This is a genomic window from Dyella sp. OK004 (assembly GCF_900114495.1).
GTDB lineage: Bacteria > Pseudomonadota > Gammaproteobacteria > Xanthomonadales > Rhodanobacteraceae > Dyella_D.
The window spans coordinates 824,818-843,197 of sequence record NZ_FOZI01000001.1 but is presented as its reverse complement, the minus strand read 5'-3'; the positions used below and the strand labels follow the sequence as shown (position 1 = coordinate 843,197).

The following is an 18,380-nucleotide window of genomic DNA, read 5'->3' as shown; positions in this document are numbered from 1 at the left end:
GTAAGCAAGGTGTCCGGCCTACGGGCCGGGCACCTTCGCCTGCTGCGCCGTCGAGGGCAAGTCGGTGAACTCCTCGTTGATCCAGGCCGCCAGCACTTTCATGTCCTGCGGGCGGCCAAGGAAGTTTTTCACCAGCTCAGCCGCGGGTCGCGTCGCGCCGGGCTCGATCACGGTTTGCCGGTAACGCGCGGCGACCCAGCTGTCGAAGGGATGGCTGGTGTCGAACTGCCGGAAGAAGTCCACGGCGATGACCTTGTCCAGCAGATAGGTGTAGTAGTTGGAGGTATAGCCGGTTAGATAGGTAAAGCTGGCATAGGGATGCGCTGCGGGCAGGCTCTCATACGAGGCGAAGCGCTTCTCGTCGTCCATCCAGACCTTGCCGAAATCGATCTTGTTCGCCGGCAGATCGTGCATCTGCAACGAATAGGTGGCGTAGACCATTTGTTGTTGCAGCCATGATCCGCGCCCGTAGGCCGTCGAGCGATTCATGGCCTGGATGCTGGCCAGTGGCAGCACTTCACCGGTCTTGTAGTGCCTGGCGAAGCCTTGCAGCACGGAGGGTACGCGCAAGAATTCCTCCAGCATCTGCGACGGTGCCTGGATGAAATCACGCTCGACATAGAAGGCGGACTGCGCGGACCAGCGCGTCTGGCTGCCGAGGATATTCTGCATCTGCAGGCCGACGTCGTGGAAGAACGCGACTACGTCGCCATAGTCCATCAGCCCGGGGTCGTCCGCGTTGCCGCCGGCAACATTTCCAACCACGACTCCTTCCGGCGGCTGCCGGCCGCCGATGCCCGGTACGAGGGCCCAGGCGGAGGCTCCCTGATACTTGCCGTCACGCGGGTGCATGTCGAGATAAATGCGGCCGATCTTTTTCTGGCCATCGAGCACATCGAAGGCAGTCACGCTTGGGTGCCACACGATGGCATTGCTCACCGGATGGAAGCTGACATGGAAGATGCGCGAGGCGGTGTCGAGCACGCCCGCCTGTACGGCCTGGAATGGGAAGTACGGTCGCATCGTCTGCGCGTCGAAGTCGTACACGGCTTTGCGATACTGCTCCTGCCAGTAGCTGAAATCGGCGCGGGTGATGTGGGCGTCCGGTTTTTTGCCATGCACGAAGTCGCGTAGAAGCTTGGCTTCGCGGTCAGCGGCGGGACCGGCTGCCGCCTGCAGCCGGTCGAGAAACTGCATGGCTCCGGCCTTGCTGCCGATCATCTGATCCGCCATCGCCAGGTCGGCATACGTATCGAACTTCAGCAGATGAGCCAGCGCTTCGCGTGATTGCAGCAGCTCGCGCAGCACCTTGTCGTTGGCTGGCCAGCCGCGATTGAGATAGGCGGTAGTCAAATCGTTGCGCAGCTGCGCATGACTGGCGAACTTCGCTACGGGCACCACATCGGGCTGGTCAGTGGTGAGGATGACGTGGCCGCTGGCATCCGGCTTGTGTTGAGCGATGAAGTCGCTGGGCATGCCCGCCAACTGGTCTGGAGTCACACTCAGCGTGCGTTTGTCCTCCTGCACATGGCGGCTGAAGCTCAACTCCAATGCGGCGATCCGGTCGCGCAGTTGCCTGATGTGTTCGCGGGTGGCGGCATCGCGATCGACGCCGGCCAGCCGGAACTCGAGCAGGCTGTGATCCAGATAGTGCCGCGTCGCGGGATCGGCGGCTTTGCCCTCACTCGATTCCGATAGCGCGCGCAATGCCTGGTAGATGGCGACGTCGAGCGTGATGTCGGTATCGACCGACGAGAGGGTTTGCTGCAGTTCCTCCCCCTTGTCGCGCAGGGCCTTGTCGGCGCTCAGGGCGTTGAGCATATGCGCCTGCCCAAAGGCGAGGGCGAGCTGATTGAGTGCCTCGTCATAAGGCACCAGCGTGTTGTCGATCGTGCGCTGGCCCTGCACGGCATGCAGCTTCGCGATCTGCGCCTTGATGCCGTCCATCCGGGCGTGCACCCACGCATCGAGACTGGCGCTGTCGCCGCCAGTCCAGCCGTGTAGCGGGTCGGTGGAAGGAGCCGCCTGTGCGCCGGCGGTAACAAGCAGCGCAAAGGTTGCGCCAAGCCACGGCCTCGTTTTCATCCGGCGGAGCCTAGTGCGCGGGCGACGGCCAGTGCCATGTGTCCAAAGACATGGGCGGCTTGATGCGCGCAAGTTATAGCGATCTGCATCAAATGGACTTCCAGACGTCCAAACCAGCGAAACTTTCGCGAGACTGTCGCAATAACTTTCGACACCTCTGTCCCCGTTATGTGCGCCCTGTCACGGGTAGAGAGGCCCCCGGTCATACCCTTGTCAGCTGGGCAAGGAAGATAAGCCCGGGGGAATTCTTCATACGACTGGGGAAGGGTACATATGGAATTGAAGCGAATGATGGTGGGCGGTCTGCTGGCCGCCGGCATGATGGTGCTCACACCGGTGATGGCCGGCTCACTGCCGGATCACGAGGAGTTCGAAGCGGCGCTGCATGTGCCGTTCAACGCCACCGGGGCACGCAATATCACTTTGCACTTCTCGTATCCCGGTGCGGCGCAGGGCACGCCGGTAGCCTGGGAAGTCGAGCTGCTCAGCCCTAACGGCGCCGTGGTACGCAGCTGGCAGGGCCAGGGTGCGATCCGCGCGGGCGGCACGCAGGCGCAGGTGGCCTGGGACGGACGCGATGCTTCGGGCCACGCGTTGGCGCCGGGCTACTACACGGTGCACATGCGTGCGGTTGCGCTGGACACGAATGCGGTCGGCGCCATTGGCACCGGCTTGCCGCAGAACGCGCTGGCCGCGGCTCGCAGCAAGGCGCCGCAACTGATCGAAGAGCAGCGCTACGACATCCTGATCGGTTCGGTCGCCGCACCGCAGATGCCGCACTTCACTGCGCTGCGCCACGCCGGCAGTGCCAGTGCGGGTCCGATGATCCAGGCGCAATCGGTGGGCGCGGGCGGTCTGCCGTACACCATCTACTACGGCAACCTGCACAGCCAGACCAACCACAGTGATGGCGGCGGCGACCTCTCCACTTGCGTGGGTGCGCAGAACCCGCAGAGCTCGGCCTATGGTCCGGCGGATGCTTACCAGTACGCCTTGAACGACGGCCTGGACATCCTGATGACGTCTGAGCACAACCACATGTACGACGGCTCGACCGGCACCAACACCTCGGCCAGTCCGACCACCGCGCACAACCTGTTCCAGTCCGGCCTGCAGGCCGCCAGCACGTTCAACGCCGCGCACTCGAACTTCCTGGCGATCTATGGCCTGGAGTGGGGCGTGATCAGCAACGGCGGTCACCTCAATATCTTCAACACACCGAGCCTGCTGGAGTGGGAATACAACAGCTCCAATCAGCTGATCGGCGACGTGTTTACCGCAAAGAGCGATTACGGTTCGCTGTATACGCTGATGAAGAACAACGGCTGGGTCGGCCAGTTCAACCATCCGGCCAGCAGCGGCCAGTTCAACGTAGGCGGCACGGATCTTGGTTATTCCGCCGACGGTGATCAGGTGATGGCACTGGCGGAAGTGCTCAACAGCTCGGCGTTCTCGCACAACACCACCGAGACCGAAACCAGCCACACCAGCTACGAGACGGCCTTCAACATCCTGCTCGAGCGCGGCTATCACGTGGCGCCCAGCTCCGACCAGGACAACCACTGCGCCAACTGGGGCGCCAGCTACACCAACCGTACCGGTGTGCTGATTCCCAACGGCACCACGCTCAGCCTCAACGCCTTCCTCGACGCCGTGCGCGCCCGTCGCGCGTTCGCCACCGAGGACAAGACCGGCCAGATCGTGCTCACCGCGAATGGCCATGTGATGGGCGAGCGCTTCAGCAACAGCGGCACGCTGACGCTCACTGTCAACTACGCCAGCAGCGCCGGCCATACCGCCCAGCGTGTGCAGGTGTTCGAAGGCGTGCCGGGCAGCAACGGTACGGTGGCGACCACCTCCAGCACGGCGACCACCACCATCACGCCGAGCAACGGCGATCACTTCTACTACGCCAAGATCACCCAGGAAGACGGCAAGCAGTTGTGGTCCGCGCCGGTATGGGTGACCCAGGGTGCGGGCGGTGGCGATACCACACCGCCGACGGTGAGCGCTTCGGAAAGCGGCAGTTCGGGCACCATCACGCTATCGGCGAACGCGACCGACAACGTGGGCGTGACCAAGGTGGAGTTCTATGTCGACAACGTACTCAAGTCGACCAGCACCACCTCGCCGTACCAAGCCTCACTCGACTCCACCACGCTGAGCAACGGCTCGCACTCGTTGGTCGCCAAGGCTTATGACGCAGCCGGCAACGTGGGCACCAGCAGCACGGTGAGTTTCAGCGTGTCCAACAGCACGGGTGGCGATACCACGCCGCCAACGGTGAGCGCTTCCGAAAGTGGCAGTTCGGGCACCATCACGCTGTCGGCCAATGCGTCCGACAACGTGGGCGTGACCAAGGTGGAGTTCTATGTCGACAGCGTACTCAAGTCGACAAGCACCGCTTCGCCGTACCAGGCCTCGCTCGACTCCACCACGTTGAGCAATGGCTCGCACTCACTGGTCGCCAAGGCTTATGACGCAGCCGGCAACGTGGGCACCAGCAGTACGGTGAGCTTCAGCGTGTCCAACAGCAGCGGCGGCGGCGCCACCGAGTTGGTGACGAACAATGGCTTCGAAAGCGGCACCACGCCGTGGACGCAGACCAGCGGCGTGATCAACAACAAGAGCGGCGAGGCGGCTCATACGGGTAGCTATAAAGCCTGGCTGGATGGCTACGGCAGCGCACATACGGACTATGTGCGCCAGTCGATCACCATCCCGGCGACCGCCACCAAGGCGACGCTCGATTTCTTCATGCACATCGACACCGCCGAGACCGGTACCACGGCCTATGACAAGCTCAGCGCGCAGGTGATCACCTCGGCAGGCAAGTACGTGACGCTGGCCACCTGGTCCAACGTGGACGCCGCTACCGGCTACCAGGAACATACTGTCGATCTGTCGGCCTATATCGGCCAGACCATCCAGATCAATTTCTACGGTGTGGAAGACAGTTCCAACCAGACCTCGTTCGTGATCGACGACGTCAGTGTGAAGGCGCAGTAAGCGGAACAGCGGGAGGCCGTTTGGCCTCCCGCTTTGCCGGTATTCCGGTGCGGGGCATCGCGCCCGAGCGGCATCAGAACGCAGTTGCAGCCGCTACGGATTCCCACGCGGCGAGATCCGCCAGCAGGTTTTCCGAGTGCGCGCGGATCGCATCTACCGAGTCCTGGCCGAGCTGAAGGCGCAGCGGCGTGTTCTCCGCTTCGATCGCTTTGGCGATGGCGGCCGCTGCCTTCAGCGGATCGCCTTGCTGGGTGTGGTGCATGGTGTGGGCGAATTCGCGGGTGGCGCCGACGGTATCCCGATAGGCTTCGTTGGCCGGCATGTGACGCATGGCGCCACCGGCAAGATTGGTGCGGAACTGCCCCGGTTCCACGATCAGCACCTTGATGCCGAACGGCGCGACTTCGGCGGCGAGTGCTTCCGACAGGCCCTCCAGTGCGAACTTGCTGGCGGAGTAGGCGCTGAAGCCGGCGAAGGACATCTGGCCACCCATGCTGGAGATATTGACGATGGCGCCGGCGCGTTGGGCGCGCAGGATCGGCAGGGCCGCGCGGATGACTTCCGCCGCGCCGAAGAAATTGGTGTCCATCAGCGCGCGCAGTTCTGCGTCGGGTGTTTCTTCCACCGCGCCGACTACGCCGTAGCCGGCATTGTTGATCAGCACGTCGATGTGGCCGAAACGGTCCACTGCAGCCTTGAGTGCGGCATCAGCTTCGCCATGACGGGCCACATCCAGGCGATGCGCTAGCACGCGATCAGGCGCCAGTTCGACCAGCGATTGCAGCCGGACTGTATCGCGCGCGGTCGCAACCACACAGTGACCTTGCGACAGCGCATAGCGCGCGAAGGCATCACCGAAACCGCTCGATGCGCCAGTAATGAACCAGACCTTGGACGACATACCGCTCTCCTTTGGGGGGGGCGCCCCGCGCGCTCCGGAGGCCGGATGCTAGCCGGGCCCCATGACGGCTGTGTATGGGCCGTCTGGCAGGGTACTCAGGGTTCGGGGCTCTGCTCGTACTTGCCCAGGGTTAGCCAGATGCTGTCGAGTTCGCGGGCCACGTCTTTGCGGTCGATGTCGCTGATATTGGTGATCAGGATGCGGCCCGTACTGGTGATGGAATTGAACCGCATTTCCGCGGTGATGCCCTGGTCACCGCCCGAGTGACCGAGCTCGCCATGCACCGAGCGCTGCCAGAAGAACGCATCGTCGAGGCCGCCGCCGGGACGCACGCCCTTGGGCTGCTGTTGCTTTGGCCATTGCGGCGTGAACATCTGGTGGAACGACGCCGGTTTCAGCAGCCCGGGTTGTCCCTGGTAGCCGCGAATCATCGCGGAAAGAAAGCGGCCCAGATCATTGCAGGTCGTAATGAGTCCGCCATCGGGGTAGCTGGGAGACGTGTAAGGAGCCATAGGATTGCGCTGCTTGTCGTAGAGCGTCGCCCCCGGCTGCTTGATCTCGCCGGGCGCCCATCCGGTCGACTGCATGCGCAACGGATCGAAGATATGTTCCTGCGTGTAGGCGCGGTAGGTCGTGCGTGCCTTGGTTTCGATCATGAGGGCGGCCAGCGTCGCGCCGAGGTTGCTGTATTTGTAGGTGGAGCCGGGGCGGGCCTTGATGAAGTTGGCCGGTTGGTAGCTGGCGCCTTTGGGATCCAGATACGACTGCAGGAAGGTTTTGATGTCGAAGGCCGTCTGCGCGCCTTTGACGTAGCTCTGGTTATAGAACGGTTCGCGGTCGGTGATGCTGGAGGTATGTGTCGCCAGCTGTCTTAGCGTGATTGGTGTTGCCGCGAAGCCTGGATTCCTGACTGCGAACGGCAGCGCCGTGTTGACGTCGGCATCCAGCGTGAGTGCACCGCTTTCCACCAGCTGCATGGCCGACACCCCGATCAGGGTCTTGCTGATCGAACCGACCGGCTGCGGAGTATCCGCGGTGTAAGGGCGCCTCTGCGTGATGTCCGCATAGCCAAAGCCCTTGGCATAACGCACGCCGCCGCCATCCACTACCGCCACGCAATAACCGGGCAATATCGATTTGGCCTGCATGGAGGTCAACGCGCGCTCCAGCGTCATCGGCCCCTGCTGCATCTTGCCGGCTGCCTGCGCGGGCAGGCCGATGGAAAGGGTGGCCCAAACGGATAAAACCAAAGCAGCAGACTTGCCCATACGTCGTTTCCTTCACATCCATCGTGTTGTTCACCCATGCGGCCGGGGCACGGCCGCGCGGTCCTGCCGGGCTGGGCTCTACTCGTGTCCTTCTCTGCCGTTACGTAGCCGGCTGGCGCGAATCCCGCGCTATCGGCAGTCGTATCCCTGGGTGCAGAGGGCTCTAGTCTGCCGTCTGCCGCGGTCCGCGGCTAGGACGTTTTTGTGACGGCATCGTTGCGCCCGGCCCGAGGGACCCTCTGATCTATTCCACGTAGGCGGCATGATCTCCCGAAGGCGCGCTGCGGCCACCGCGTGGTGAAGCGCCTGACTGGCCGTCAGGTCGAGCCGCGCGGTGACCGCAGCGCGCCTTCGGGAGATCACCCATTCATCTAAAAAAGTTGGGCCGTTGTTGTTTGCGCGTAGCTCGCCGCCGCGCTGGCTCGACAGACATCCAGTCTGCCTTCGCCAACGCAACGGCCATCTGCGTGCAAACAACAACGGTGACGCCTGCGTGGAATAGATCAGAGGGTCCCTAAAACAGCTTGCGATAGACGATAAAGCCGGATTTCTCGGCCACCTGGTCGTACAGCTTCATTGCGGTGGCATTGGTTTCATGGGTCTGCCAATAGACGCGCGGCGAACCCTCGCGCTGGGCGCACGCGTAGACCTCGTGGATGAGTGCGCGCCCCACGCCCTTGCCGCGGGCCGCTTCCGTAGTGAACAGGTCCTGCATGTAGCAGCTCATGTCGATCTGCGTGGTGCTGCGATGAAAGAGATAGTGCGCGAGGCCGAGCAATTGGTCATCGCTTTCGGCGACCAGGGCATATACCGGTTCGTTATCGTCGAAGAAGCGAGCCCAGGTCGTCTGGGTGATCTCGTCTGGCAGGGCCGTTTCACCGATTCTGCCGTAGAAGGCGTTGTAGCCATCCCAGAGTGGTTTCCAGGCGGCGAAATCCTTGTGGGCGACGGGGCGGATGATGACGGGATGGCTCACGGCGATAGCTACCGGTGGACGCGATATGTGAGTCCATAGCGTAGCGATAAGCAGGGCGAGGCGTAGCCTTCCTCGTGTGGTTCAGTCCGGTGCGTCCTGCCGCACCGGACTGAATTCATGTGGCATCAGAGGATGGTGAGCGTGGCGGGGCCGCTGGCATTGGCGACGCCGGCCGGCGAGCTGCACAGGTTGTTCAGCGTTGCGCCGAGATTGAGCAGGATAAATTCCGCTTCCGCGGTGCGGCCGCTGTAGCGCCCGGCCGTGATGCTGCCGGGTGCCGTCACGACGAGATTTCCGCCTTGCGGAATAACGGTTGCGGTGAACGTGAAGGAGCTGGTGCTTGGGGTACCACCATCCTGCCAATGAATGGTCCAGGTGATCGGCGCTGTCGAAAAGAGATTGGAGCAGGAGAACGGTGCCGAAAACTGTTCGTGTGAGGATGCGGTGGCGATCAGGCTGTAGGGAGTAAGAAGCTGCGTACAGGTCCAGCTCGTGTCGGTTGTCACGGTATGCATGGCAACGGTATTGGTGACGCCCGGTGCCCAATTGGCTTGATGGTTGCCGATGGCGCAAACAGCGACGTTAGCGTGCGCGTTCGCCGGTATGAAGGCGCTGAAGGTAATCCCAAGTAAGGCCACAAGCAGGAACAGGGAACGTGAACCGAAAGCCGACCTCATTGCATGTGATGCGGACATGGCAGTCTCCTAGCGATGACGGTTACGTGATTGGCACGGTGGCTCGATAAGCCTTCTCACCCTTTTCTGTGGCGCGCCGGGTGTCTGGCGCGATCTGCCTGGGGCGCGTTTGCGCTCAAGGCGGGATACGTGCGGCGATGCGGCTCAATGCAGGGAAGCGGCGTCCCGCGTGCTGGTGGAGGCCACGCTTACCGAGGGGTTGGCGCTTCTAACTTTGCCGGTCAGGAAGTCGCCTAGCTCGCTGGCGTCGTAGGCGTTCTCCCAATGCTCCACGATGAGACCGTCGCGAAAGCGCCATAGGCCGCAGAACGGCATGCCGATGCTGCTGCCGTCGCGGTGTGTGCGCAGGATGCCGAGTACAGCGCCGAAGTGGTCGTTGGCGATGATGTCGTGGACTTCCATTACCAGCGTGTCGCCGCTCAGGCGGATCAGGTCCAGCTCCTTCGCCTTGACGGCTGCTTTGCCGATTACTTGCGCGGGTCCGCCGGAGGCACCGCGATCGGCGGTATGCAGAACGACGTCGTCGGCGACGTAGCGATCGATGCAGCGCAAGTCGGCATAGATGGCGCGCAGCTTTTCGATATTAGGGTGCGGGTTCGACATGCTGGCGATTCCTTTGAGAGTGGATCGACGATGGATGTTCAAAGTCAGCTGACTCGAAACGTAGTGTTCGTCTCCGGCTTGTGACCGACGACGGCGCCGTTGGCGGCAGGCGCTTCGAAGCGGATGGTTTGCAGGCCGGTGAAGCCGACAGCGGCGAGCCAGCTGCGGTATTCCGCGGCGGTGTAGTTGCGGCCCCAGGTTTCGATGAGCATGTTGAGGCTCATCAGCGCGGCGTCGACGGGGCCATCTTTGTTGTCATCGACGAACAGGTCGGTGACGACGATCTGCCCGCCCGGAGGTAGTGCCGTGAAGCACTTATGGAGGATGGTGAGGCAGTCGCTCTCTTTCCAGTCGAGCAGGATCTTCGACAGGAGGATGGCGTCGTGTCCGTCAGGCAGCGCGGCGTCGGCAAAGAAATCGCCTTCAGCCAGATCGATCCGGTCGCTCAATCCAGCCTGCTCGATCTTTGGCCGGGTCAGCGCACAGACAAACGGCAGGTCGAACACGGTAGCCCGCAAGTGCGAATGGCGCCGGCATAGCGCGATATCGTTGGCGCCGCCACCACCGCCGACATCGAGCAAGCGGGTCACGCCGGAGAGATCGACTGAGTCGGCCAATACATCGGCGGTGGTGATGGAAAGCGCATACATAGCCTCCCAGAAAGTAGCTACGAGTGCGGGATCCTCACCGTCGAACAGCGACGCCTGGCGATCGGGGTCCCAGGTAAGCGGGCGGTTGCTGTGCAAGGCCTCTTTCAGGTGTAGCCAGGCCGGATACTCGCGGCGATCGGCCATGGCGATCCATCCGCCGAAGTAGAGCGGCCGGCCGCGAACCAGATAGGTTTCGGCCAGGGGCGTGTTGCCGTAGTGCTCGCCGTGCCGCTCCAGTAGCCGCAGCGCGGCGCACGCCGTCAGCAACATCTCGGCGGGGCGGTGCGCGATGCGATAGTGCGCCGCGCATGCCTCGATGGTGATGCCGGCGGTGCCGGACAGGTGCGTGAACAGATCCAGTTCGTGCGCCAGCGCGAGCGTTTTCGATGCCCACAATCCTGTCACGAGCGCCATCAATGGCCGGGCATCCTGTGGGGGCTCCGGCGGTTGGTGTGGACTCGGCGGCGAGCGATCAGGAAGCGAGGCGAGCATGTTCTTGTGTCCCGTTGGCGGTAGGAGCGGGAGCTTGCGCGGCACGATCGGGGCGCCAGGTCGGCAACTGTTCGCGATCCACCGCTTCCACGATGGCGCGCATGTCGGCTGGGTCTAGTTCGACGCTGACGGCCGCCGCGTTTTCGTCAAGATGCTTGATCGAGGTGGTGCCTGGGATCAGCAGCGTGGCGGGCGAGTGATGCAGCAGCCACGCGAGCGCCAGCTGCGAAGCGGTGAGGTTGTAGCGCTTGGCGATGGGCGCCAACGGGTTGTCCGCGCCGACCAGGCCGCCATGCCCGAGCGGGAACCATGGAATGAAAGCGATGTGCTGTTGCTCGGCGTGGCGGAGCACATCGTCGTCCGCACGGTCGGCGATATTGTAGAGATTTTCGATCGCCACGATGTTGGCGTACTGCTGCGCCTGCATCAGCTGATCGATGCTTACGCCCGGCTGGTTGGACAGGCCGAGGTGATGGATCTTGCCCTGCCTTTGCAGACGCACCAGTTCGCCGAGGGTGTCAGCCAGCGGCACCATCGGGTCGATGCTGTGCAGCTGATAGAGGCTGATGCGCTCCACGCCCAGGCGGCGCAGGCTCATTTCCACTTGCTGGCGCAGATATTCCGGCCGGCCCAGCGGCATGATGTAGGGCGCACCAGGCGCGCCATGGATCCAGTCGAGCTTGCCGGAGCGAAGCATGCCGCCCTTGGTGGAAATCACCAGGTCGGCGGGGTACGGATACAGCGCTTCGCGGATGATCTCCTCGTTGTCGCCGGGGCCGTAGGAGTCGGCGGTGTCGATGAAATTGATGCCGAGATCGTGCACGGCATGACGCAGCAGGGCGATCGCCCCTTTCTTGTCATCGGGCGGTCCCCACATACCGTAGCCGGTGAGGTGCATGGCGCCGTAGCCAAGACGATTGACTGTAAGGTCGCCGCCGAGCGTGAACTGTTTGCTGTTGAGTTGAGGGTGGTTCGCGATCATGTCATCGCCTCCTTCATGGCGAGGTTCAATGCATCGGTAACGGAAGGTGCAGGGTGGGTGGCCCAGGTGCCGAGCGAGATCTCGGCGGTGATGCCGGGACCGAAGCCGGCGACGATGCCTTGTGCACCGTCATGTACGGCACCGGCTTCAAACAGGCGCCGCAGTGCGTCGAGGACGACGGCGGACGCGATGTTGCCGTACTCGGTGAGCGTGGCCCGGCTGTAGCGGAACATCGCCGGATCGACGCCGAGGTAGTGCGAGAGATCGTCAAGAATGCGCGGACCGCCCGCGTGGATGATGTAGAAGTCGAGATCGCTGGCATCCCAGCCGAACTCGCTGGCGACGGCGCACAGTTCGGGCGCCAGTTGCTCCATGGTTCCCGGCACACGGCGATCCAGGCAGAAGTGAAAGCCGGTGGCTTTGACGGCGTAGGAAATCCAGTCCTCGGTACCGAGCACCAGTCGCGAGCCGTTGCCGATCAGACGCAGGCCGGTGCCGCCGTTGCCGCGCACCACGGCGGCCGCGACGGCGTCGCCGAACAGGCCATTGGAAAGCAGGTTGCCGACGCTCAGGTCGGTGGGCTGATAGCACAGCGAGCAGAATTCGCAGGCAACGATCAGTACATGTGCCCCGGGATACGCGAGGCAGAAGTCGTGGGCGCGATTGATGGCCGCACCACCAGCGGCACAGCCTAGCTGGGCAATAGGCATCTGCCGGGTGTCGCTGCGAAAGCCCAGCTCATTGATCATCCATGCGATGGGCGAAGGCATGGTAAAGCCGGTGCACGACACATAGATGATGGCGTCGATGCGATCAGCGGTCAGCTCGGCGTTGGCCAGCGCTTGCTCGACGACGGCGGGTACGCGCGCTCTCGCTTCGCGCACATAGGCCAGATTGCGTGCTTCGAAACCGGGATGCCGCAGTGTGATGTCGATGGGTTGCACGATGTGGCGCCGTGCCACCCTGGTGTTCTTGATCAGCCGCAGCACCAGAGGCAGCTGTTCGTGCTGCGCATGCAGGCTGCGTGCGAGGTCCAGTGTCTCTTCCAGACTGATGGTGTGTTCGGGGACGGCGACAGCGGGACGGCAAAGGGTGGGCATCACACGTTCTCCGGTGTGAATAAACATCGCGCAGGAGGGAACGTCGCAGGGACGTTACGTCCTGCTGTCCAGGGGATAATGGAAGGGGTGCGACGAGATAATCCTCATCCATGGATGAGGATTAATGTGGATCTTGTGATTACTTCATCGTAGTCGGCCGAATGGACCACGATGGCTCAGGGCGGGATTGATCAGTGATTCCATCAAAATAATTTCACTGAGCACGGTCTTTCTTGAAAACAAAATTTGGTGATTGTGTTGTCGGCTCATGACGGCGTGTGCGGTCATGTTTTGCAAGGCATGAAGGGCGTACCAGGACACGACGAAAGTAAGCTGGCCCGGCCGCCGGCGCCGATGTGCGCGTATGGCGGCCATGGTCCTGCACAAGCACGCGCGAATCAGCCGGAACAGCATGGCAGCGATTCCCCTTGAGACTTCGAGAGTACTCAAATGCGTAAAACCAATCGTTTGGTTTTATACGCGGGCGCTACTCGACATGTATCTATTCCGCGTCAAGATAAGTGTGAATGCGTGGAATATGTGATGCGGGTCGCGATTCGTGATTTATTTCTTCGCGTTATGGCGAATGGCAGATTTTTTGCCGTCAATTAATCGCCGAGCTCAATATCGAGGCTGTCGAGCAGTGCGATGGCATCGGGCAATGAGAATTTCGCGCCCTTGATGTCGTTATTGAAGATATTGATACGGTAGTTCTGTGCTTCGGAGAAATTGGCACGGGCGAGACGCGTCTTGCGGAACAGCGCATCGCGGAAGTCCGTGCGGCGAAAGTCGGCGTCTTCGCAGTTAGTGTCGGTGAAGTCGGCATCGAAAGCGCGGCTATCGATCAGCTTCAATTCGCGCAGGTCGAGGCCGAAGAAGCTGCAGTCGTTGAGTACGCAGCGATCGAACGCCAGCGCGCCGGGAATGCGCACGGCCGACCAATAGGCCGCGGTCCAGTCGACGCCGACCAGCTTGCAGCCGGTGAACGTCACGTTGGTGAAGCCGCTGCCGGTCAGCCGGGCCAGGCTGAGGTTGCAGTCGATGAATTCGCAATTGTGGAAGCGGCAGCGCTGCAGGAGAATTTCGCTGAAGTTGCAGCGGGTGAAGCGGCAGTCGTGGCATTTGACCGACTCGAGCGTTGCGCCTTGCAGGTCGAGTTCGCGGAAGTCTTCGTCCTCGTACTCGTGCTGGTCGGCGATGCGCGATGACATGAGTGAGTCGCCGACGCTGTGCTGTTACTTGGATTCGTTCGCGGCGCGCCGCTTGTGCCGCCACCACAGCACCAGCACCACCAGCAGTACGATGCCGCCGAGTACCCACAGACTGCTCTGGCCGCGGCGAATCCACATCACCAGCCATTCGTGGTTGTTGGCGCCGAAATAGCCCAGGTAGACCCAGATCGGCACACTGATCAGTGCCGCAAAACCGTCCAGCAGAAAGAAGCGCAGGAACGACACGCGGTGCGTGGTACCTGCGGTGATGTAGACGGCGGTGCGCATACCGGGAAGGAAGCGGGCGATGAACATCAGGCGGTTGCCGTAGCGCTCGAACTTCTCTTGCACTTTGGCGTAGCGCTCGGGCGTGAGTACGCGCGCGACTACGCGCCATTGCAGGATGCGTGCGCCGTAGTGGTGGCCCAGAAGAAACATGCCGGCGTCGCCCAGCAGCACGCCCACCATCGACACCGCGAACATCACGTGCACGTTGGCGTAGCCCAGGCCGGCGATGACACCGCCGGCGACCAGGGTGATGTCCTCTGGCAACGGCGCGCCGGCACCGCACAGCATCAGTGCGATGAAGACAGCGGCATAGCCGTTTTCGGCAAACAGCGTGATCAGTCGTTCAAGCAGGTCCATCTACATCCTTGCCTGTCGTGTCCGGCCCACCGGGGCAACGAGGGGGCGATGATCCCACAGGCCGGCGACTCCATGTGCGCCGGCCGGTGAGTACGGAACGGTCAAGGATAACCGCATGCCGGTTTCAGTCCGAAGCCACCGGGCGCTGTACCCGTGCGGCCAGTAATTCGCGCAGCTCGGCTTTCTCGGCGCTGTCGAGTGCGCCTTCGCGGCTCTTGGTGGTGAGTAGCGTGCGGCGCTGCTCGATCACTTGTTGCTCCATGCGTTGCAGCGCATCGAAGAACTCGACACGTTGCGTTTCCGGCTCGCCGACGACGGTGGCGGCCATCAATTTTTGCAGTGCGGGATATTCCGGACGCTCGGCGTAGTGCTCCACCAGCATCGCGGGATTGATGCCGGGCCGCGAGCGGGCCTGGTCGATCAAGTCGGCGAGCAGGTCCACGCCGGGCTTGTCGAGGCGAAGGAAGCGATACGGGCGCTCGACCTGATCGGCCATGCCGGGCTGTGCCAGTAGCAGGGCGATCGCACTGCGTACCAGGCTGCGCTGCACCGCGACCGGGCGCTGCACCGGGCGTCGCGCAGCGGCGTCAGGCTCCAGTAGGGCGCGGGCGCCGGTGCGTTTTTCCAACTCCTGCGCCATCAGATCGCGGAAGGCGCCGTCGGGCAGACGCGCGATCAGCGGCCGTGCGCGTTCGGCGAGACGTGCTCTGCCATCGAGGCTGCCGGTATCGACGTCGTGCGACAGCTCGCCGAAGAAGTATTCGGACAGCGGCGTCGCGTTTTTCAGGCGCTGCTCGAATCCTGCCTTGCCTTCCTTGCGGATCAGTGTGTCCGGGTCCTCGCCATCGGGCAGGAACAGGAAGTAGGCCTGGCGTCCGTCGCGCAGGCGCGGCAGCGCGGATTCCAGTGCTTTCCACGCAGCGGCGCGGCCGGCGCGATCACCGTCGAAGCAGAACACCACGTCAGGCGCGGCGCGGAACAGTACTTCGGTATGTTCCGGCGTGGTGGCCGTGCCCAGGGTGGCTACCGCGATGGGCAGGCCGGCCTGGTGCATGGCGATCACGTCCATGTAGCCCTCGACTACCACGATGCGGGCGAGGCTGGCGTTGGCCTGCCTCACCTGCCACAGCGCGAACAGCTCGCGGCCCTTGTGGAAGAGGGGTGTTTCCGGTGAGTTGAGGTATTTCGGTGCTTGATCCGGCTGTAGTACGCGCCCACCGAAGGCAATGACACGCCCACGGCGATCCAGGATCGGAAACATCAGCCGCTCGCGGAAGCGGTCATATTTGCTGCCGCGTTCGTTGCTGGCCACCATGCCGGCTTCGTTGAGCAGCTGCATGCGCCGCGCTTCATGCGCACCCAGCGCCTTCATCACGCCGTCGTAGCCGGCTGGCGCCCAGCCGATGCGGAAGCGTGCGATGGTCTCGGCATCGAGGCCGCGTTTCTTGCAATACGCCTGTGCGTCGGCATTGCGCGGCAACTCGCCTTCATACCAGCGCGCGGCGGCATCGAGCAGGCTGTAGAGATCGGTCTTGTCTTCGCGCGGCGCGTTGTCGCGGCCGCCTTCGAAGGGGACTTTCAGGCCGACCGACTGCGCCAGTTCTTCCACCGCATCCGGAAATTCCAGGCGGTCGTAATCCATCAGGAATTTGATCGCGCTGCCGTGCGCGCCGCAGCCGAAGCAGTGGAAGAATTGTTTGGTGGGGCTGACGTAGAACGAGGGCGTGCGCTCGTTGTGGAACGGGCAGCAGGCGGTCCATTCGCGCCCGGCTTTTTTCAACGGCACGCGCCGCTCGATCACGTCGACGATGTCAACGCGGGCAAGCAAGTCGTCGATGAAGCTGTCAGGGATACGGCCGCGCATAAGAGGCTTAGTCTACCGGGGGTGGCCCATGCTGCGGGGACTCGCCTTATGCTGCGTGGATACTCGGGGAGGGGTGTTCATGGCAGCTAGTGCGCAGATCCGTTTTCGACCAGCCAGTGCCAATGACGTCGAGGCGGCGGTGCCGCTGATCTACAGCTCCGGACCTGCCGCTTTTGATTATGTGTTTGCGGTGCCGGGGCGCAGCGATGCTCAAGCTTTCCTGCGACATGCCTTTGTCGATGGCGCGGGTGAGTTTGGCTGGCGCAACCACTGCGTGGGTGAGTTCGATGGCCAGGTGGTGGTGGCGGGTGCGGGCTTTGGCGCCGAGACGCACTGGCCCTTCACCCTGGCGGCGGCGCGCCAGATTCTTGGGTATTACGGGCTGCGGCACGCGCTTGGTGTCATGACGCGCGGTTTGCGGGTGGAGTCGGTGATTCCACCGCCTTCGGGCGATATGCACTACCTGGCGCATCTCGGTGTGGCGCCGACGTTGCGCGGGCAGGGCATTGGGCGCGCGTTGATCAACTATCTGGTGGCTGCGGCCCGAAGGCAGGGGCGGGAGCGCATGGTGCTGGATGTGGCAGTCAGCAATCCGCGTGCCGAGGCGCTCTACGCGCGCTGCGGCTTCACGGTGACGGGCGAGCGGCTGTCCGAGTTATCGAACGCGCAAGGCAGCGTGCCCGGCCACCGGCGCATGGAGCGGTGGTCGGGCTGAGTTGCCGTCTACACGATATGAAACAGGCCGATCGCCGCCAGCACGGCGATGATGAACAGGATCAGGAAGATCGCGAACAGGATCTTGGCGATGGTGCCGGTGACGCCTGAAATCTGCGAAAAACCCAGCCAGCCGGTGACCAGCGAGATAATGGCGAGGATGATGGCCCACTTGAGCATGCTTGCCTCCGTCATGCTGTCATGCCGTCGAACGGCGGACGCTCACGGTGTAGCGGGCAGGGTGTGAAGAGGGTGCCTCGATAACGCTTGCGCGGCGTCATGACGCGCCGCGGGCTTCACGATCCATTCGAGGAGATGACGATGTTGCTGACGTTGGTGTTGCTGCGCGCACAGCGTGACATCGTGCAGCACTTCGAGCAGGCCGGCGCGACGGCGGCCGATAGTGCCCGCACGGCGGACGAGCTGAACTTGAAGCCGGGCATCGCCTGGCATCAGCTAGTGGGACATGTCGTGCTGCGTTGCCCCGGTGAGGGGCGCTATTACCTGGATCTGGCGAACTGGGAGCGCCTGCGCCGGCAGCGACGCCGCAGTGCCTGGATGGTCGGCGTCGCGGTGCTGGTGCTGCTGGCGCTGCTGTTCTGGCTGCGCGCGGCGGCGGCCTAAAGCGGTTAACCCGCCAGGCGCGCCTTGATGCGTGCCGAGACGGCGCCCATGTCGGCGCGGCCGGCAGCCTTTTCCTTCACGGCGGCGACCACCTTGCCCATGTCGCGGGCGGTGCTGGCGCCGGTGTCGGCGATGGCGGCGGTGATCAGCGCGTCGACTTCCTCGTCGCTGAGCTTGGCCGGCAGGTAGGCCTCGATCACCACCATCTCGGCGCGCTCGATGTCGGCCAGGTCAGTGCGGTTGGCGGCGTCGTACTGGCTGATCGAGTCGCGGCGCTGTTTGAGCATCTTTTCCAGCACGGCCAGGGTCTGGGCATCGTCCAGCTCGATGCGCTCGTCCACTTCGCGCTGCTTGACCGCGGCCAGCATGAGGCGGATCACCGCCAGGCGCTGCTTGTCGCCGCCGCGCATGGCGGTCTTCATGTCTTCGGTGAGCTGCTGCTTGAGGGACATGTCACTCTCCGTCGGGGTGGTGGCGTGAAGGAAACGCATAAAGCCGGCGTTGCACAGGGCAACGCCGGCCTATGTTGAAGCGGAAGGCAGCGGCGGCGGATAAACGCGC

Annotated in this window: 17 protein-coding genes; 3 read left to right on the top strand and 14 right to left on the bottom strand. The window is 63.1% G+C overall.

The window, feature by feature from the left end; all coding sequences use genetic code 11:
* Positions 1-18: 18 nt before the first annotated feature.
* Positions 19-2,085 (bottom strand): M3 family metallopeptidase, encoded by a 2,067-nt coding sequence (locus BM338_RS03710; RefSeq protein WP_090449470.1) that lies wholly within the window; start codon positions 2,083-2,085, stop codon positions 19-21.
* 273 nt (positions 2,086-2,358) lie between these two features.
* On the opposite strand from BM338_RS03710, the gene BM338_RS03705 reads away from it, so the two are divergent.
* Positions 2,359-5,094, top strand: a complete 2,736-nt coding sequence (locus BM338_RS03705) for an Ig-like domain-containing protein (RefSeq protein WP_090449469.1) — start codon at positions 2,359-2,361, stop codon at positions 5,092-5,094.
* 73 nt (positions 5,095-5,167) lie between these two features.
* Here BM338_RS03705 and BM338_RS03700 read toward each other — a convergent pair whose 3' ends face one another.
* The 11 genes from BM338_RS03700 to dnaG form a co-directional block, all read right to left on the bottom strand.
* Positions 5,168-5,995, bottom strand: coding sequence for an oxidoreductase (locus tag BM338_RS03700; RefSeq protein WP_090449468.1), 828 nt, complete (start codon positions 5,993-5,995; stop codon positions 5,168-5,170).
* A gap of 95 nt (positions 5,996-6,090) precedes the next feature.
* Positions 6,091-7,263: a serine hydrolase domain-containing protein gene (locus BM338_RS03695; protein ID WP_090449467.1), complete on the bottom strand. Its 1,173-nt coding sequence runs from the start codon at positions 7,261-7,263 to the stop codon at positions 6,091-6,093.
* A gap of 514 nt (positions 7,264-7,777) precedes the next feature.
* Positions 7,778-8,239, bottom strand: coding sequence for a GNAT family N-acetyltransferase (locus BM338_RS03690; protein ID WP_090449466.1), 462 nt, complete (start codon positions 8,237-8,239; stop codon positions 7,778-7,780).
* Positions 8,240-8,364: 125 nt separating this feature from the next.
* Positions 8,365-8,934, bottom strand: a complete 570-nt coding sequence (locus BM338_RS03685; protein ID WP_143109231.1) for a hypothetical protein — start codon at positions 8,932-8,934, stop codon at positions 8,365-8,367.
* Between the two features lie 144 nt (positions 8,935-9,078).
* Complete coding sequence (locus BM338_RS03680) at positions 9,079-9,537, bottom strand: nuclear transport factor 2 family protein (protein WP_090449464.1); 459 nt, start codon at positions 9,535-9,537, stop codon at positions 9,079-9,081.
* A 44-nt stretch (positions 9,538-9,581) separates the two neighbouring features.
* Positions 9,582-10,601: a methyltransferase gene (locus BM338_RS03675; RefSeq protein ID WP_090449463.1), complete on the bottom strand. Its 1,020-nt coding sequence runs from the start codon at positions 10,599-10,601 to the stop codon at positions 9,582-9,584.
* A gap of 58 nt (positions 10,602-10,659) precedes the next feature.
* Positions 10,660-11,661, bottom strand: coding sequence for an aldo/keto reductase (locus tag BM338_RS03670; protein WP_090449462.1), 1,002 nt, complete (start codon positions 11,659-11,661; stop codon positions 10,660-10,662).
* Positions 11,658-12,761, bottom strand: a complete 1,104-nt coding sequence (locus BM338_RS03665) for a type III polyketide synthase (protein WP_090449461.1) — start codon at positions 12,759-12,761, stop codon at positions 11,658-11,660. The genes BM338_RS03670 and BM338_RS03665 overlap by 4 nt, the downstream gene beginning before the upstream one ends.
* 608 nt (positions 12,762-13,369) lie before the next feature.
* Entirely contained in the window at positions 13,370-13,972 is a 603-nt protein-coding gene (locus BM338_RS03655) for a pentapeptide repeat-containing protein (protein ID WP_090449459.1), read from the bottom strand.
* 24 nt (positions 13,973-13,996) lie between these two features.
* Positions 13,997-14,617: a DedA family protein gene (locus tag BM338_RS03650; protein ID WP_090449458.1), complete on the bottom strand. Its 621-nt coding sequence runs from the start codon at positions 14,615-14,617 to the stop codon at positions 13,997-13,999.
* Positions 14,618-14,741: 124 nt separating this feature from the next.
* A complete protein-coding gene (dnaG, locus tag BM338_RS03645; RefSeq protein ID WP_090449457.1) occupies positions 14,742-16,481 on the bottom strand; it encodes a DNA primase in 1,740 nt (579 codons plus the stop codon).
* Between the two features lie 79 nt (positions 16,482-16,560).
* Between dnaG and BM338_RS03640 the strand changes: the two genes are divergently transcribed.
* Positions 16,561-17,196 carry a GNAT family N-acetyltransferase gene (locus BM338_RS03640; protein ID WP_090449456.1) on the top strand — a complete coding sequence of 212 codons (636 nt, stop codon included), beginning with the start codon at positions 16,561-16,563 and terminating at the stop codon, positions 17,194-17,196.
* Positions 17,197-17,204: 8 nt separating this feature from the next.
* Here BM338_RS03640 and BM338_RS03635 read toward each other — a convergent pair whose 3' ends face one another.
* Positions 17,205-17,375 carry a DUF1328 domain-containing protein gene (locus BM338_RS03635; protein WP_090449455.1) on the bottom strand — a complete coding sequence of 57 codons (171 nt, stop codon included), beginning with the start codon at positions 17,373-17,375 and terminating at the stop codon, positions 17,205-17,207.
* A 141-nt stretch (positions 17,376-17,516) separates the two neighbouring features.
* Here BM338_RS03635 and BM338_RS03630 point away from each other — a divergent pair, with 141 nt between their 5' ends.
* The gene (locus BM338_RS03630) at positions 17,517-17,819 is read left to right on the top strand and encodes a hypothetical protein (RefSeq protein ID WP_090449454.1); all 303 of its coding nucleotides are present in this window, start codon (positions 17,517-17,519) and stop codon (positions 17,817-17,819) included.
* 5 nt (positions 17,820-17,824) lie between these two features.
* Here BM338_RS03630 and BM338_RS03625 read toward each other — a convergent pair whose 3' ends face one another.
* Complete coding sequence (locus BM338_RS03625) at positions 17,825-18,271, bottom strand: GatB/YqeY domain-containing protein (RefSeq protein WP_090449453.1); 447 nt, start codon at positions 18,269-18,271, stop codon at positions 17,825-17,827.
* Positions 18,272-18,380 lie beyond the last annotated feature (109 nt).